We start from the raw sequence: 14,879 nt of genomic DNA, 5'->3' as shown, positions 1-14,879 counted from the left end.
CGTCCAGCGCCAAATGCCCGACCCTGGCGGCGGCGGCAGGACCCAGGGAACAGAGTATAACCATCCCTCAGGAGTGAAGCCCATGGCATGGCGTCTGACCCAGTATCTTGACACACACGGCAGACGGGCCGTGGCTCTGCGGCAGGATGATGCGCTGGCCCGGCGTCTGATGGGCACTGCCACGACCTATGAATTGGCGCAACAAGCCATCGCGGCGGGCCGCAACCTGCTGTCTCAGGCACAGGCGCAGGCCACGGGGGAAACGGTCGATCTCGCCGCGGCGTTGGCGGAAGGGCGGGTCTTGCCGCCGCTGGACCATCCGGACGATGCCCATCTGCTGGTGGCGGGCACGGGCCTGACGCATCTGGGCTCGGCGGAAGGCCGGGACAAGATGCACCGTGATCTGGCCGACCCCGCCAAACAAACCGATTCCATGCGTATGTTTCGCCTGGGGCTGGAGGGCGGCAAGCCAGCACCGGGGCAGGTCGGCGTGCAGCCGGAATGGTTCTACAAGGGCGATGGCGCCATCCTGGCGCGGCCCGATGGGGATCTTGTCTCCCCCTTCTTTGCGCTGGATGGCGGGGAGGAGCCGGAGATCGCCGGTCTTTACATTGTGGGCCGTGATGGAACGGTGTTCCGGCTTGGCTATGCGCTGGGCAACGAGTTTTCGGACCATGTGACCGAACGTCAGAACTATCTCTATCTGGCCCATTCCAAGCTGCGCGTCTGTGCCATCGGGCCGGAACTGCTGCTGGGCGACCTGCCCGCCGATATCCGGGGGACCACCCGTATTCTGCGCGAAGGCAAGATTGTCTGGGAAAAACCCTTCCTGTCTGGGGAGGCCAACATGTCACACGCGCTGTCGAACCTGGAATATCATCATTTCAAATATGATGGGTTCCGCCGGCCCGGCGACGCGCATGTGCATTATTTCGGCACGGCCACCCTGTCTTTCAGTGATGGGTTCCAGACCCTTCCCGGCGATGTGTTCGAGGTAGCGGCAGCCCCCTTCGGCCTGCCGCTGCGCAATCGCCTGATCCAGGCGCCATCCAGGCCGGTGATGATAAAGGGCCTGTAACGCGCCATCGCGGTGCATCGCCCGCATCACGGCGGGGATACGGACCCGATCCGTGACAAAAACCTTGTGACGGTCTAGGAATGGCTTTCCAATGAGAGGGAAAGCCCCATGGCCCAGGTCATCGTCATCGGCAGCATCAACTACGACATTCTTTCCACCATGCAGCGGGCACCCAGGGCGGGTGAAACCGTGAATGGGGAAACAGTGCAACTGATGCCCGGTGGCAAGGGCTTGAACCAGGCTGTGGCGGCGGTACAGCAGGGGGTGCCCGTCCGCTTTGTCGGCAAGGTGGGCCGCGATCTGTTCGGTGACCGCATCCTGTCTTTCTTCGCCGAAAAGGGGATTGAGGCCAGCCATGTGGGCCGGTCGGCGGATGAGGCGACAGGATCGGCCCTGATCCTGGTGGATGCGACGGCGGAGAACCGCATTGTGGTCATCCCGGCCGCTAACAAACAGATTGTCCCGACGGACGCGGACGGGCTGGCAATTGGCCCCGGTGATCTGCTGATCAGTCAGTTTGAAGTACCACGGGCCACCATCGCCGCTCTGTTCGCCCGGGCCCGCGCCGCCGGTGCGCGCACCCTGCTGAACGCGGCGCCGGCGTTGGACGATGCGCCCGACAGCCTGTGGTCCGATACCGACATCCTGGTGGTCAATGAGACGGAGTTGGGCCATTTCGCCGGTACGGCGCTGGCCGGCGATGCCCCTGTGCCGGAAATTGCCGCGGCGGCACGGCGCCTGCTGCGCCGTCCGGATCAGACAGTGATAGCCACGCTCGGGGTGCGTGGGGCGCTGGCTGTCACGGCGGCGGCGCAAACGCTGGTGCCGGGACGCAAGGTGGTGGCGGTTGACACCACGGGCGCCGGGGATTGTTTTGTTGGCAGCCTGTCTGCGCGGCTGGCTGCCGGCGACGACTTGCCCACGGCCTTGCGCTACGCCAATGTGGCAGCGTCCATTGCCTGCACCCGCATTGGCACGGGCACCGCCATGCCGTACGCGGAAGAGGTAAAGGCCGCTTTGTGATTTTGCTTGGGGTGCGGGCCATGGCTTCGCTACTCTATGCGCCTTGATCCATCGGAGGGCCGGGCCATGAGCGACACCTATGTCACGCTCAAGATCCGTGAGGCGTTGAAGGCCGCACAGGGCAGCCGCAGCCAGGCGCAGCGGGTGCTGATCGCCTGGGCACTGGATGACGAGCAATTGCTGCGCGGGTTGTGCAAACCCTTCCTGAAAGCCATCGCGGGCAGCGCCGTTGACCGGGTGGCGCGCGGGGGTGCGATCACGACCGCCACGCCGGCACCGGGCCAGGGGGTGGTACGCGCCGCCCGACCCAGCACAGGCCCGAAAAAACTGTCACCGCAAATGCTGGACGCCATTATTTCCCGGATGGGAACGGGTGGGGGGGCGGCCCCCCCGGCACCGGACAGCCATGAACAGGCCGACAATCTGAAGGCGCTGGCAGCGGCCTTCACCCAGCGCAAGAAGCCATGAAAGCCGGTTTGGCCTTGGGAATGGTCCTTGTTCTGCTGTCCCTGCCCCCTGCCAGGGCACAGCAGGCGGAAGTGAAAGAGGCGGCGCAATCATTCAACTGCAAACCGACCAAGCTGGAAGTGATGAAACAGGTTACCGGCCGAATGCCGGAAACCCTGTACAAGGTCAGTTGTGCAACGCCAAAAGACGCGTTTGTGCTGGTCCAGTGCCGTAACCGGACCTGCACAGTCATCCGCTGATCGCCGCGCCTCAGTCACATGCGTTAAGCGACCTGGCTTTCCATCAGGGCGGCGGCCACCAGTTCGTGCCGGTGTTCTTCCAGATAGGTCGCAACCGCACGATAGAGGGCCAGACCCATGCCCTCGACGAATCGTTCACCGGGTGTCCGGTGGGCCGTGCTGCCCTCCACCTCCAGGGTCGCAATCAGGTGCCGGTAATCGCTGATGCGATCGCCGATAATCCGGTCCAGATGGCGCGGCGGCAGCAGATGGCCGAAGCTCAGGATAAACATCAAGTCCGACCGCAACTTGTCGGCGGACGGCGGCTTGATCAAAGCCTGATACAGCGCGTGCCGGCCGGATGGGGTGATACGGTAGAGCTTCTTGTCCGGACGGCCATCGCCATTATGGGGAAGCATGGTGATCTGCCCATCATCCAGCAGTCGCTTCAAAGACGGATAGATGGAACCGAAACCGGCATCACTGAAATGGCTGAGCGGGCCTTCCTCGAATTCCTTACGGATTTCATAACCGGAGGCATCGCCCCGGCTCAACACACCCAGGCACAAGGTCTTAACGTCAATCATCACACACCTGTCTGACAATTCCGGCACGATAGAGATTGCCGTGGCATAGTCAAGTGATGCATCGGTACGATATATAACGATCCGTTAATCATGTTTCCAGGCGCAGGAGATGCACCGACATCGCCAGCGCAATCCGATCCTGTGCATCTGTTTCGGCCGCAAAGTCGGCGGCGATCCGGTCCTCCAGCCCCGCCCGCTGCGCTGGTGTCAAGCTGGCCACCAGGGGGCTGAAGGCCATCTCCAATGTTGGTTGCCAGAAGGCATGGTCAGCCCGTGCCGAAAGGGCAAGGACGAGATTCTGCGAACTGACCAGGGGGAATCCTGACAGTTCCGCCTGGGCCACAAGGTCTGTCGGCTCTGCAAATCGGAACAGGGGCGCCAGCAACCGCTCTGCCGCCGGGCCATAATCTGTCGTCAGGCGCCGTCCCAAACGATCAAAAAGGCTGTTCGCCAACCGTGGCCCCCAGACGGCGAGGACCGCTGCACCGCCGGGACGCAGGACACGCCGCATTTCCCGCAGCGCTGCCTGCGTATCGGGCACGAACATCAGGCCGAACCGACAAAGAACAATGTCGAAACTGCCACTGGCAAAGGGCAGGGCCTGCATGTCAGCCGCCACTGGCAGTGGGGGGGAAGGGTGCGCGCCGGCCCGGCGCGACAGACCGTTCACCATGGCCGGCACCAGATCACTGGCCACCACCAGACCGTTCCCGCGCAACCGGTCGGCCTGGCTGATGGATGGCTCGCCGACACCGGCGGCCAGGTCCAGAACCGCCTGACCGGGGGTGGCGCCGGCAAGGTCCAACAAGGGGCCGTTGATCCGGTCGGCCGGGCTGGCCATCCCCTCTGCCCAGTGCTGCCAAGCATCTGCGCTTTCCGTCCAGCGTCGGGCTTCATCCATGGCAAACAATCCGATTTACAGAGCGACTACAGCAACAGTCCGGTGCAGGGTTAACGACTTCGTTGGTCACCCGACGCACCCACGGTTATTGTCGACAGGGCAAGGGCTAGTGTCGTTCCGCTTGGCTGGAACATCAAGTTAACAGCATATAAATATCAACAGATTTTCATGCAGCAACGACGGAAACGGACCTGCTTATGCTTTGGGTGAGGTGATCTGCGCTTGATTTCGGCTAAGGGATGGCGATAGCTGTGATGAGCAGGTTTCCACCCGCCCGCCCCGCCCAGTCATGCCGAGCTGATGTCAAAACAACCTTCCAGCGGAAAATTTTACCGGTTTGATGGGTTGTCCGTGATGGTGGCGGACGATAACCGGTTTGTGCGCTCGATCATGGTCACCATCCTGAAGGCCCTGGGCATCGGCAAGGTGCTGCAGGCCGAAAATGGTGAGGAAGCCATGGCCATCCTGGACGTCTCGGCGCAGATGGACAGCACCGCCGGGCGTGATGTCGACATCATCTTCGCCGATCATCTGATGGAACCAATGGATGGCATCGGCCTGCTGAAATGGGTCCGGGAACATGAAAGCGACAAGGTGCGGTTTCTGCCTGTCGTGATGATGAGCGGCGAAGCGGATGAGGCGGCTGTGCGTCTGGCCCGTGACACCGGTGTTACCGAATATCTGGCCAAGCCCATGTCGGTCATCAATGTGGCGAGCCGGCTGCTGGCCATCATCGACAAGCCGCGTGCCTTTGTCCGTGCCCCGAATTATTTCGGCCCGGACCGTCGTCGGCAGGTTCTGCCCTATGAGGGCAGTGATCGCCGCTTGATGAGCCCGGAAGATGTACGCGTCGTTGACGAGGGCACGCATATGGTTATCGACAGCCAAAGCGTTTCAGACGAGAATCCCGTGGAAATTGTTGACGGGAGCGCCGAGCTGTCGGAAGTTGCCGAGGCGCGGCGGGCAGCAAGCGCATGAACGACAATCACAAGCCGGAGTCCCGTGTGTCGGGCGTGGAAATCATCAAGCGGCCGAACAAGCTGCGTGAAAAGGTGGGCGGGTCCGCCGATGGCAAGCCGGGCATGATCGACCCGGCGGCCTTGGCGCGTGCCGGTACCCATGTCGCGCGAATGTCGGATGCCCATATCGCCCAGACCCGGGTCGACCTTACAGACCTCCAGGAGGCCTACCGCCGTGCGATGACGGATGCTGAAAACCGTCCTGCGCACCTGAAGCGCGTGATCAAGATCAGTGACGGCATCATGACTTTGGGCAAGACCTTCGGTTATGATCTCTTGTCTGATTTTGCCAATTCATTGAACCATTTTCTGGTACCGCTACCCAATCCCAGCGTGGCGCAGCTCCAGGTCGTCGGCCTGCATATTGATGCCATGCATGTGCTGGTCCGTGATGACATCAAGGGTGACGGTGGCCAGATCGGCCAGGCACTGTCCATTTCCCTGAACATGGCGCGCGCCAAGTTGGGCGCCCGCCGTCCGGCCTGACGCTGTCGCTGCACCCGTCCGGCTGTGGAATTTTCAGAAATTACCGCCCTGCGACCCAATGGGAGTATGGTTTTTGTCTAGGAAATACCCACGATCGTGATAAAAGGCGGTCATTAAAGACGCTTAATTACACGCGTTCGGTGGTCCAGGACGGATGGAGATGGCCTTGCGTCAACCCTATTATGACAGCATTCTGCTTATCGAGCGGCTGCACCGCCATTTCCTTGAAGTTCTGAAGATCGAACTCGATCGTCTCGGCATGCAGGACATCAATAACGTCCAGAGCTTAATCCTTTACAATATCGGCGATGATGAGTTGACGGTCGGTGAACTGACCGCGCGGGGTTATTACCTCGGCTCGAACGTGTCTTACAATGTGAAAAAGATGCATGAGAACGGTTACCTGACCCAGGAACGTTCCACGCATGACCGGCGTTCGGTGCGGGTACTTCTGTCGGAGAAGGGCCTGCGGCTGCGCGATCGCATCTCCGAGCTGTTTGCGCGCCAGGTGGAGTCGCTGGATAAGTCGGGCCTGTCCGCCGAAGAATTGAGCCGGGCCAATGACACGATGCGGACGCTGGAGCGATTCTGGACTTCGTCGCTGTCCTACGGCGCCTATGTGCCGTCAGGGTCACCCTGATCCGGGGGCGGGGCTATGCCACGGCCGCCCTTGAACGAAAAAGATGTGCTGATCGAGTTTCAGCCCGTTGGCAATATCGTGCGGGTCAGCGCTATTGACCCGATGACCAACACTGAAGTGATCATCCAGGGTCCGGCCAGCGCCGGGAAAACCGTCTTGGCGCGTAACGCCCTGGCCAAGCTGAATTATGTGCTGCGTAAGGCAGGCCCATAGGCCGGGGTTGGGCGACGCCGTTCCCCGGTCCTCTGCGGGCCCAAGACCGGTTCAGCCGCGGCGGTTGGCAGAGCGAGTGTCGCCCCGACCCAGGCCAATCTTCTTGGCAAATTCCGACCGCTGCGCCGCGTAATTGGGGGCTACCATCGGATAATCGGGCGGCAGGCCCCATTTGGCGCGGTATTCGTCGGGTGTCATATCATAGGTCGACCGAAGGTGCCGCTTCAGCATCTTCAGCTTTTTCCCATCTTCCAGGCAGACAATATATTCCGGGGTCACTGACTTCTTGATCGGAACGGCCGGGCGGGCCGGCTCTACCGGGGCGGCAACCGGGGCGCCCTGCAGCCCGGTCAGGGTCAGATAGACGGTATTGATCAGGTCAGGCACTTGCTGCATCGGCAGCGTGTTCTGTCCCACAAAGGCTGAAACGATTTCTGCGGTCATACGCAGCAATTCGCCTGGCTCGGCGCCATTCTCCTGATAGTCCATTGTGCGTCGTTTTCCCAAACGGTTGGCTGAATGCGGTCGCGTGCTTCGCATGGGCTGGAAACCCTGTCAACATCGAAGCCGCCGCTTGGCGTCAATTTTTACGTAAAAGAGAAAAATCGTCTCAATTGTTACAGAAATTGCGGTTCAAAATGTCGCAATTCAGGCCTGTGCCTGCCAGTCTGGCGAATGGAATAGGCCGGAAACCCACTTTCCTCCTATGCCGGTTACGGGCAATCTGTTTCCAACCGACAGTCTTTTGTGTCTGTGATGCCGAAGGAAGTGGCGCCGACAACAAGGTAAGCTGGTATATATTGATTTGCCAGCCCTTTGTTTCAACTATTTCTACTTGTAGCCTGATCGGTGGGCTGTCGGGGCGGTCAGGCGCGCGTCACCGGCAAGGCGGGGCTGCTTTCGTGCCGGGGGCGGGAACTGGTGCGGCGCCAACACTTCTGCTAGGGTCGGGCGCGTTGGTGACCCCCTATTGATAGGGTTGCCTGCATCGTCCAAGGGTGCCGGGTGCCAAGCCCGGAGAGGGTGGAAACATGGGTGTTCAGACCATCGCCATCGCCGGCGACCATGCCAGTCCGGAATTGAAGGCCGTGCTGTCGGAACAGCTTCGCGCCGCCGGTCATACGGTGATCGACCTTGGTACAAACGGGCCGGAATCGGTGGATTACCCCAGCTTCGCTGATGCGGTTGCAGCAGCCCTCGCGCAGGGTCGGGCAACCGCTGGTGTGCTGATCTGCGGCACCGGCATCGGCATCTCCATCGCCGCCAATCGCCATCGCCATGTGCGTGCGGCCCTCTGCCATACACCGACGGAGGCGCGACTGACCCGCCTGCATAACGATGCCAATGTGCTGTGCCTGGGCGCGCGCACCATCGGTGTGGAGGTGGCCAAGGATTGTGTCGCCAGCTTCTTCACCACGGAATTCGAAGGCGGCCGTCATGCCCGCCGTGTCGCAATGTTGGGCTGAAAATGCGGTCGCCTCGAATGCTCGCATTTGAAGCGTGAAGCGCATGATCAACGAAATGCCTGACCAGCAGTACCAGAGGACCAGACGAACATGAGCATCCAGGGTTTCTTTACCGATAATCTGTCTGATGCCGATCCCGATCTCTATGCGTCCCTGCGCCAGGAGCTTGGCCGGCAGCAAGAGCAGATCGAACTGATCGCCTCGGAAAACATCGTCTCCAAAGCTGTGCTGGAGGCCCAGGGTTCCGTCCTGACCAACAAATATGCCGAAGGTTATTCGGGTAAGCGCTATTACGGCGGCTGCGAATATGTCGACATTGCCGAGACGCTGGCCATCGAACGCGCCAAGAAACTGTTTGGCTGTGAATATGCCAATGTCCAGCCGCATTCGGGCGCCCAGGCCAATCAGGCTGTGTTCTTGGCGCTGTTGCAACCGGGCGACACGTTTATGGGCATGGACCTCGCCGCCGGCGGTCACCTGACCCATGGCGCCCCCGCCAACCAGTCGGGCAAGTGGTTCAAGGTCGTGTCCTATGGCGTGACCCGCGACACCAACCTGATTGATTATGATGATGTGGAGGCCAAGGCGCGCGAGCATAAGCCCAAGCTGATCATCGCTGGCGGTTCCGCCTATCCCCGCCAGATTGATTTCGCCCGGTTCCGCCGGATCGCGGATGAGATTGGCGCTTATCTGATGGTCGACATGGCCCATTATGCGGGTCTGGTTGCCGCCGGTGTTTATCCCTCGCCGCTGCCGCACGCCCATGTCGTCACCACCACGACGCACAAGACCCTGCGCGGTCCTCGAGGCGGCATGATCCTGTCCAATGACGTCGATCTGGGCAAGAAGTTCAATTCCGCCGTTTTCCCCGGCCTGCAGGGCGGCCCGCTGATGCATGTGATCGCCGCCAAGGCCGTGGCCTTTGGCGAGGCGCTGCGTCCGGAGTTCAAGACCTATGCCGCCAATGTCGTCGCCAACGCCAAGGTGCTGGCCGAACGCCTGATCGCGGGCGGCCTGGACATCGTGTCGGGCGGCACCGACAGCCATATCGTTCTGGTCGATCTGCGTCCGAAGAAGCTGACGGGCAAGGCCGCCGAGCATGCGCTGGAAAGCGCCGGCATGACCTGCAACAAGAACGGCGTGCCGTTCGATCCGGAAAAGCCGTTCGTGACCTCGGGCGTGCGCCTGGGCACCCCGGCGGCCACCACGCGCGGCTTCGGCACCGCCGAGTTTGCGCAGGTCGGCGACATGATTGTGGAGGTGCTGGACGCGCTCGCGGTCAGCAATGGTGACAATGCAGCCGCCGAGGACCGGGTGCGCGCACGGGTCCAGGAACTGTGCCGTCGCTTCCCCATCTACCCGACGCTGTGATTGACAAAGCCCGGTTTCGGCCCCATGCCGGGACCGGGTTTTCCGTTCAGGCAACCATAACAACTACGGAGGGGTTTCATGCGCTGCCCGTTCTGCGGGAATGACGATACCCAGGTGAAGGATAGCCGTCCCACCGATGATGGGTCCGCCATCCGCCGCCGCCGTTTCTGTCCGGCCTGCGGCGCCCGCTTCACCACCTTTGAACGGGTGCAGTTGCGTGAACTCTATGTGGTGAAATCCTCCGGTCAGAAAGAACCGTTCGACCGGGAGAAACTGTTGCGGTCCATGCGCATCTCGCTGCGCAAGCGGCCGGTGGATGCTGACCGGGTCGATCGGGTGGTCAATTCCATCGTGCGGCAACTGGAAAGCAGCGGGGAAACCGAAATCCCCTCCACCCAGATCGGCGAGATGGTGATGAACCAGTTGGCCGGGATCGATAAGGTGGCCTACATCCGTTATGCCTCTGTCTATCGTGATTTCCGCGAGGCGGCGGATTTCAACGAATTCGTTGAAAAGCTGCGCCCCGAGGACAATGATTGAGGGGAGGCCATGGCGTGACCGATGCCGATCCCGTTTTCACGGCGGATGATCACGCCCATATGCAGGCGGCATTACGGCTGGCCCGGCGTCATCTGGGGCGTGTCTGGCCCAACCCGTCGGTCGGTTGTATCCTTGTCAAGGATGGTGTGGTGCTGGGGCGGGGTGTTACCGCCCCCGGTGGCCGTCCGCATGGCGAGCCGCAGGCCCTGGCCCAGGCGGGTGAGGCGGCGCGCGGCGCCACGGTCTATGTCAGCCTGGAACCCTGTAACCATCATGGCAAGACACCGCCTTGTTCAGAAGCCCTGATCGCGGCTGGTGTTGCCCGTATTGTCGTGGCCTGTGAGGACCCGGACCCGCGCGTTTCGGGGGGCGGTATCCGACGTTTGCGGGAAGCGGGCATTCAGGTCGATGTTGGCCTGTGTGCCATGGATGCCATGGCCGTCAATGCCGGGTTCTTCAGCCGCATTCTCAAAGGTCGGCCGGGCGTCACCCTGAAATTGGCGACCAGTCTGGATGGCCGGGTTGCGACCGCGACCGGGCACAGCCAATGGATCACCGGCCCCGATAGCCGGGCGCGCGGTCATCTCCTGCGCGCCCATCATGATGCCATCCTGATCGGGATCGGCACGGCCCTGGCCGATGATCCGGAACTGACCTGTCGCCTGCCGGGTCTGGCGGGGGCGAACCCGGTCCGTGTTGTGCTGGACAGCCATTTACGCCTGCCGCTCACGGCCAAATTGGTACGGGGCGCCGCCACCATCGCCCCCACCTGGGTGGTCACGCTGACAGGGGCGGATTCCGCCAAGGCGGCGGCACTGGACGCTGCTGCGGTGCGTGTTCTGCGGGTTGACGCGGATAAGGACGGACGATTGCCAGTTCAGGGCGCGTTGACGGCCCTGGCTGGGCAAGGCATCACCCGTCTTCTGGTGGAAGGTGGCCCCACCGTGGCCACCGCCTTTTTAAAAGCAGGTGTGGTGGATCAGGTGGAATGGTTCCGGGCCCCGCTGCTGATCGGGGGAGACGGGTTGCCGGCGGTCGGTCACCTGGATGTCGACCTGCTGGCGCAGGCGTTACGCCTGTCGCCGGCCGGGGATGTGCTGAACAGCCACCAGATCCTGCGCTAGACGGACGGCCATCTGACGTCGGATAATCCGCGTTCGCCGCTGCTGATCAGCCGCGCCGTGCGATCAAGGCCCCATAGGCGGGCAGGTCCGGGGCTGACAACGTGGCACCATTGACGCTTTCCACCATGATCCAGTTGGCGGCATCAATCAGGCCATGGGGCGCACTGGTGCCGGCAAGGTTCACCACCACCAACAGGTCACCGGCGTCATGGATACGCTCAAAAGCCAGCACGGGGTCTGCGGGTGGACGGAAGCGGATCTCACCCCAACGCAGGGCCGGCTCGGAGCGGCGGCGGGCCAACAGCCGGCGGGTGACGGACAGGGTGCTGGCCGGGTCCTGGGCCTGGACATCGACAGCCAGCGGCAGATGGCGGGGATCAACCGGCAGCCAGGGCCGCCCAGTTGAAAACCCAGCATGGGGGGCATCCTTGACCCAGGGCATGGGCGTGCGTGCGCCATCCCGGCCCAGGGTGTGCGGCCAGTTGGCGATGGCCTCCGGATCGACCAGATCCTCAAACGCCACTCTTGCCTGCGGCAGGCCCAATTCTTCGCCATAATAGAGGAAAACAGAACCCGGCAGGCTGACCAGCAAAGTGTTCAGACAGCGGGCCAGTTCCGGCGGCGGCATGTCGCCGCCCCAGCGGGTGACCGCACGCGGTGCATCATGGTTGGAGAAGGTCCAGGACGGCCACGCCCCCCCCGAGGCCTGGTTCCAGCCACCAATGATCCGGCGCGGTACACCGGCATCCAGTTGCTTGTGATAGAGAAAGGAAAAGTTATAGGCGGAATGGCAGCGTTTGCCGGGCAACGTATAGTCGGCCACCATGTCAAACGGCGCTTCGCCCATTTCCGCCACCATGAAACGGTCCGGGTAGCTATCCAGCACTGCCCGCAGATCCTCAATAAATTCAAGGTTTTCTGGTTGGGAGATGTTGTGGATCTGCTGCTGGAATTCATAGGGCCGCTTCGGCGCGGTCGCTTCCTTGTTGACCGGATTGTCGCGCAGCAGGCGGTCATGCATGAAAAAGTTGGCAGCATCGACCCGCAACCCATCCACGCCGCGATCCATCCAGAACCGCGCCACACCCTTGATGGCTTCCTGCACATCGGGATTATGCAGATTCAGGTCCGGCTGACTGGACAGGAAATTATGCATGTAATATTGCCGCCGACGGGCATCCCAGGTCCAGGCCGGCCCCCCGAACACCGATTGCCAATTATTGGGCGGGGTGCCGTCGGGCCGGGCATCGTGCCAGACATACCAGTCGGCCTTGGCATTGGTCCGGTTCTGCCGGCTTTCCTGGAACCAGCGATGCTGGATGGAGGTGTGGGAATAGACTTGGTCAATGATGATTTTCAGGCCCAGATCATGGGCCCGGGCGATCACTGCATCACAGTCGGCCATCGTCCCAAAAATTGGATCGATATCGCAATGATCAGAAATATCGTATCCGAAATCATCCATAGGTGACTTAAAGAAGGGCGAGATCCAGATCGCATCCGCCCCCAGATCGGCAACATGGTCCAAATGGGCCAGCAACCCCTTTAGATCACCGATCCCGTCGCCATTGCTGTCGGCGAAGCTGCGTGGATAGACCTGATAGATGACGGCACCCTGCCACCAGGGGCGAACGACGCCCTGGTCTGGCCCGGCCGTTCCTTCGGCCCGAACCGCGTTTGCCGACACACTCATCATCAGGTTCCCCCCGGACACTGTAGTCTTGTTATCTGGCGCCCATCGTAAAATCGGGCGCGCCGAACGGGTATGGGCCGCATACGTATGCGCCTTCATGCTGCGCTGCGACGCATACGTATTTACGGTTGGCGTGGTCCGCAAAGCGGTGATCCTGGGCTCAATCATAAGGTTCTGGGAGGTCCGCCATGATGTTCTGCCCGCGTCGCCGCGCCTTGCTGGCTGCTTTGTCCCTGCCCATTCTGCCGCTGCCGGTCATGGCTGCCGGTCGGCTTGTGCCGGAACCCGTTCCGGTGCCGGTTTCGGCGGGCCGTCTGTGGCGCTATGACCTTTTTCCCAGCGCCCTGGCCGCGCCGCGCCGTGTGGATGTCTGGCTGCCGCCGGGATACGAGGGCGGGACCGCACACTTCAGTGTTCTGTACATGCATGATGGCCAAAATCTGTTTGACCCGGCCTCCACCCCGTTCGGCGAATGGGGCGTGGATGAGGCGATGGTGCACCTGATAGGCGAGGGGGCGGCAAAGCCCGCGATTGTGGTGGGCGTCTGGAACACCCGGTCGCGCAGCCGCGAATATCTGCCGCAAAAACCCTATGAACAGGTGCCCGCAGATATCCGCGCCGCTTATGAACAGGGCGGCGGCGGCCCGGCGCTGTCGGATGGCTATGGTGATTTCCTGGTCAGGGAGTTGAAACCCTTTATCGATGCCACCTATCGGACCCGGACGGGGCCCGCGGATACGCTGATTATGGGGTCCAGCATGGGCGGGCTGATCTCGCTCTACACCTTAATCCGCTATCCTGACGTGTTTGGCGGCGCGGGCTGTATCTCTACCCATTGGCCTTGTGTCACCAGGTTCGACTGGATCAAAAACAATGATCCGCGCATGATCGCGATTGCGGACAGTTTTATCGCTTGGGTGAACGCAACACTGCCGCGTGCTGGCCGCCACCGTTTATACTTCGATCTGGGCAATGCCGAACTTGACAGTTTCTATCCACCTTTTCAGGCCAAGGTGGATGGCTTTATGCCGACGCTTGGCTATGTGCGGGGTAAGGACTGGGTCACAACCCTCTATGAGGGCGAACCGCACAATGAGGTAGCATGGCGCAAGCGCGTGGCGGTGCCGCTGCGGTTTTTGTTATCGGTGTAGGCCGCGCAAAAAAGAGGGCGGGTGTTATTCCCCGCCCTCTTGTCAGGACCAGCGGTCAATACCGGTCCTTACTTCTGGGCGACCTGGGCCTGCTGCGCCTTGAAGTTGCGCAGTTCGGCATTGTAGGCGTCGACAGTCGCTTCCAGCCGGTCAGCGACCTGATCACGATAGGCCGACAATTGGGCGCGGAAGGACGGTTGCGCCATGTAGGAGGTCGAGGCGGGCTGGCTGTCCAGGCAGGACAGATAGGCCAGCGACTGATCCGCAAAGCCGCGGACGGAGCCGGCAACCTGGATCATGGACGCTTCGGTCGCCGTCTTACCGGAAATCAGTTCCGGAACGACGGGGGCCGCGCCACAAATGCGCTTGAGAGCGGGATGCGCTGCCTGTGACTGTCCCGCAGCCAGCAGGGCCAGGGCGGACAGGATCAGAGCGGAATAGAGCTTTTTCATAGCGATACTCACAAAGCTGGAAGCGGGGGCGGGATGCCACCGACATTTCGGGCCTTGTACGTTCGCTCCCTTTAAAAGGTCCTGGTCGATGCCGGAAACCATGTTCTTGTGCATTGCAGTATAATGACATTGCGGTGCGGTAAAAGCAGAAATTACCCTCACCTGACACCGCTAACAAGAGGGGCTGATATGCGGTTCTCTCATGGGCAAGCCACCGCCTGGTGGACAAAATACCAGGCATTTAGCGGATTTACCGGACATGTTACCGCGCAGGACCGCCGCAACAACACCCCACGCACAGCAGGAGATTCCCGTCCAGCATTCGGTAATTTCACTACACAAAGCACCGCTGCGTTCGATTGAACATAGTTTCCATAACATATATTACCGCTCTTTTCGGTGTCGGCCGGTGGATTCTATTTTGAAGTGCGACTCTCCTTTATAATCAG

The 14,879-nt window shown here is 61.4% G+C and carries 18 protein-coding genes; 13 read left to right on the top strand and 5 right to left on the bottom strand.

Features of this window, described 5'->3' with window-relative positions; all coding sequences use genetic code 11:
- Positions 1–82 precede the first annotated feature (82 nt).
- The 4 genes from araD1 to CHU95_RS19455 all read left to right on the top strand — a co-directional run bounded on the left by araD1 (position 83) and on the right by CHU95_RS19455 (position 2,808).
- Positions 83–1,078, top strand: coding sequence for an AraD1 family protein (araD1, locus tag CHU95_RS19470; protein ID WP_094458026.1), 996 nt, complete (start codon positions 83–85; stop codon positions 1,076–1,078).
- 108 nt (positions 1,079–1,186) lie between these two features.
- Positions 1,187–2,101 carry a ribokinase gene (locus CHU95_RS19465; RefSeq protein WP_094458025.1) on the top strand — a complete coding sequence of 305 codons (915 nt, stop codon included), beginning with the start codon at positions 1,187–1,189 and terminating at the stop codon, positions 2,099–2,101.
- Between the two features lie 66 nt (positions 2,102–2,167).
- Complete coding sequence (locus tag CHU95_RS19460) at positions 2,168–2,569, top strand: hypothetical protein (protein WP_094458024.1); 402 nt, start codon at positions 2,168–2,170, stop codon at positions 2,567–2,569.
- Positions 2,566–2,808, top strand: coding sequence for a hypothetical protein (locus CHU95_RS19455; protein ID WP_245838422.1), 243 nt, complete (start codon positions 2,566–2,568; stop codon positions 2,806–2,808). The genes CHU95_RS19460 and CHU95_RS19455 overlap by 4 nt, the downstream gene beginning before the upstream one ends.
- Positions 2,809–2,831: 23 nt before the next feature.
- Here CHU95_RS19455 and CHU95_RS19450 read toward each other — a convergent pair whose 3' ends face one another.
- Both CHU95_RS19450 and CHU95_RS19445 read right to left on the bottom strand, forming a co-directional pair.
- Complete coding sequence (locus CHU95_RS19450) at positions 2,832–3,374, bottom strand: PadR family transcriptional regulator (protein ID WP_094458023.1); 543 nt, start codon at positions 3,372–3,374, stop codon at positions 2,832–2,834.
- An 88-nt stretch (positions 3,375–3,462) separates the two neighbouring features.
- A complete protein-coding gene (locus CHU95_RS19445; protein ID WP_094458022.1) occupies positions 3,463–4,275 on the bottom strand; it encodes a class I SAM-dependent methyltransferase in 813 nt (270 codons plus the stop codon).
- A 300-nt stretch (positions 4,276–4,575) separates the two neighbouring features.
- Between CHU95_RS19445 and CHU95_RS19440 the strand changes: the two genes are divergently transcribed.
- The 4 genes from CHU95_RS19440 (at position 4,576) to CHU95_RS19425 (ending at position 6,633) form a co-directional block, all read left to right on the top strand.
- Positions 4,576–5,253, top strand: a complete 678-nt coding sequence (locus tag CHU95_RS19440; RefSeq protein ID WP_094458021.1) for a response regulator — start codon at positions 4,576–4,578, stop codon at positions 5,251–5,253.
- A complete protein-coding gene (locus CHU95_RS19435; RefSeq protein ID WP_094458020.1) occupies positions 5,250–5,780 on the top strand; it encodes a hypothetical protein in 531 nt (176 codons plus the stop codon). The genes CHU95_RS19440 and CHU95_RS19435 overlap by 4 nt, the downstream gene beginning before the upstream one ends.
- 166 nt (positions 5,781–5,946) lie before the next feature.
- Positions 5,947–6,420, top strand: coding sequence for a MarR family winged helix-turn-helix transcriptional regulator (locus CHU95_RS19430; protein ID WP_094458545.1), 474 nt, complete (start codon positions 5,947–5,949; stop codon positions 6,418–6,420).
- A gap of 15 nt (positions 6,421–6,435) precedes the next feature.
- Positions 6,436–6,633, top strand: coding sequence for a DUF6898 family protein (locus tag CHU95_RS19425; RefSeq protein ID WP_094458019.1), 198 nt, complete (start codon positions 6,436–6,438; stop codon positions 6,631–6,633).
- A 51-nt stretch (positions 6,634–6,684) separates the two neighbouring features.
- On the opposite strand, the gene CHU95_RS19420 is transcribed toward CHU95_RS19425, so the two are convergent.
- Positions 6,685–7,122, bottom strand: a complete 438-nt coding sequence (locus CHU95_RS19420) for a Ros/MucR family transcriptional regulator (protein WP_094458018.1) — start codon at positions 7,120–7,122, stop codon at positions 6,685–6,687.
- A 542-nt stretch (positions 7,123–7,664) separates the two neighbouring features.
- Between CHU95_RS19420 and rpiB the strand changes: the two genes are divergently transcribed.
- From rpiB to ribD, 4 genes are all read left to right on the top strand, one after another.
- Complete coding sequence (gene rpiB, locus CHU95_RS19415; RefSeq protein ID WP_094458017.1) at positions 7,665–8,099, top strand: ribose 5-phosphate isomerase B; 435 nt, start codon at positions 7,665–7,667, stop codon at positions 8,097–8,099.
- A gap of 90 nt (positions 8,100–8,189) precedes the next feature.
- On the top strand, positions 8,190–9,470 hold the full coding sequence (glyA, locus tag CHU95_RS19410) for a serine hydroxymethyltransferase (RefSeq protein WP_094458016.1): 1,281 nt from the start codon (positions 8,190–8,192) through the stop codon (positions 9,468–9,470).
- A 78-nt stretch (positions 9,471–9,548) separates the two neighbouring features.
- Positions 9,549–10,010: a transcriptional regulator NrdR gene (nrdR, locus tag CHU95_RS19405; RefSeq protein WP_094458015.1), complete on the top strand. Its 462-nt coding sequence runs from the start codon at positions 9,549–9,551 to the stop codon at positions 10,008–10,010.
- A gap of 14 nt (positions 10,011–10,024) precedes the next feature.
- A complete protein-coding gene (ribD, locus tag CHU95_RS19400) occupies positions 10,025–11,134 on the top strand; it encodes a bifunctional diaminohydroxyphosphoribosylaminopyrimidine deaminase/5-amino-6-(5-phosphoribosylamino)uracil reductase RibD (protein WP_342744757.1) in 1,110 nt (369 codons plus the stop codon).
- Positions 11,135–11,180: 46 nt separating this feature from the next.
- Here the strand turns inward: ribD and CHU95_RS19395 are convergent, their stop codons facing one another.
- Complete coding sequence (locus CHU95_RS19395) at positions 11,181–12,830, bottom strand: alpha-glucosidase (RefSeq protein ID WP_245838420.1); 1,650 nt, start codon at positions 12,828–12,830, stop codon at positions 11,181–11,183.
- 185 nt (positions 12,831–13,015) lie between these two features.
- Here CHU95_RS19395 and CHU95_RS19390 point away from each other — a divergent pair, with 185 nt between their 5' ends.
- Positions 13,016–13,978: an alpha/beta hydrolase gene (locus CHU95_RS19390; RefSeq protein ID WP_094458013.1), complete on the top strand. Its 963-nt coding sequence runs from the start codon at positions 13,016–13,018 to the stop codon at positions 13,976–13,978.
- Between the two features lie 68 nt (positions 13,979–14,046).
- Here CHU95_RS19390 and CHU95_RS19385 read toward each other — a convergent pair whose 3' ends face one another.
- Complete coding sequence (locus CHU95_RS19385; protein WP_094458012.1) at positions 14,047–14,430, bottom strand: hypothetical protein; 384 nt, start codon at positions 14,428–14,430, stop codon at positions 14,047–14,049.
- Positions 14,431–14,879 lie beyond the last annotated feature (449 nt).

Source organism: Niveispirillum lacus (genome assembly GCF_002251795.1).
In the GTDB taxonomy this organism is placed as follows: domain Bacteria; phylum Pseudomonadota; class Alphaproteobacteria; order Azospirillales; family Azospirillaceae; genus Niveispirillum; species Niveispirillum lacus.
Note: the sequence above shows the minus strand (reverse complement) of the source record. Positions and strands in the feature narration are given on the sequence as shown.

Excerpts from the sequence above, each read along its gene's own strand:
- CHU95_RS19385 (WP_094458012.1), bottom strand. The coding sequence starts at position 14,430 with ATGAAAAAGCTCTATTCCGCTCTGATCCTGTCCGCCCTGGCCCTGCTG.
- CHU95_RS19420 (WP_094458018.1), bottom strand. The coding sequence starts at position 7,122 with ATGGACTATCAGGAGAATGGCGCCGAGCCAGGCGAATTGCTGCGTATG.
- CHU95_RS19435 (WP_094458020.1), top strand. The coding sequence starts at position 5,250 with ATGAACGACAATCACAAGCCGGAGTCCCGTGTGTCGGGCGTGGAAATC.
- rpiB (WP_094458017.1), top strand. The coding sequence starts at position 7,665 with ATGGGTGTTCAGACCATCGCCATCGCCGGCGACCATGCCAGTCCGGAA.
- CHU95_RS19450 (WP_094458023.1), bottom strand. The coding sequence starts at position 3,374 with ATGATTGACGTTAAGACCTTGTGCCTGGGTGTGTTGAGCCGGGGCGAT.
- araD1 (WP_094458026.1), top strand. The coding sequence starts at position 83 with ATGGCATGGCGTCTGACCCAGTATCTTGACACACACGGCAGACGGGCC.
- CHU95_RS19390 (WP_094458013.1), top strand. The coding sequence starts at position 13,016 with ATGATGTTCTGCCCGCGTCGCCGCGCCTTGCTGGCTGCTTTGTCCCTG.
- CHU95_RS19455 (WP_245838422.1), top strand. The coding sequence starts at position 2,566 with ATGAAAGCCGGTTTGGCCTTGGGAATGGTCCTTGTTCTGCTGTCCCTG.
- CHU95_RS19445 (WP_094458022.1), bottom strand. The coding sequence starts at position 4,275 with ATGGATGAAGCCCGACGCTGGACGGAAAGCGCAGATGCTTGGCAGCAC.
- CHU95_RS19395 (WP_245838420.1), bottom strand. The coding sequence starts at position 12,830 with ATGATGAGTGTGTCGGCAAACGCGGTTCGGGCCGAAGGAACGGCCGGG.
- CHU95_RS19440 (WP_094458021.1), top strand. The coding sequence starts at position 4,576 with ATGTCAAAACAACCTTCCAGCGGAAAATTTTACCGGTTTGATGGGTTG.
- CHU95_RS19460 (WP_094458024.1), top strand. The coding sequence starts at position 2,168 with ATGAGCGACACCTATGTCACGCTCAAGATCCGTGAGGCGTTGAAGGCC.
- glyA (WP_094458016.1), top strand. The coding sequence starts at position 8,190 with ATGAGCATCCAGGGTTTCTTTACCGATAATCTGTCTGATGCCGATCCC.
- CHU95_RS19425 (WP_094458019.1), top strand. The coding sequence starts at position 6,436 with ATGCCACGGCCGCCCTTGAACGAAAAAGATGTGCTGATCGAGTTTCAG.
- CHU95_RS19465 (WP_094458025.1), top strand. The coding sequence starts at position 1,187 with ATGGCCCAGGTCATCGTCATCGGCAGCATCAACTACGACATTCTTTCC.
- nrdR (WP_094458015.1), top strand. The coding sequence starts at position 9,549 with ATGCGCTGCCCGTTCTGCGGGAATGACGATACCCAGGTGAAGGATAGC.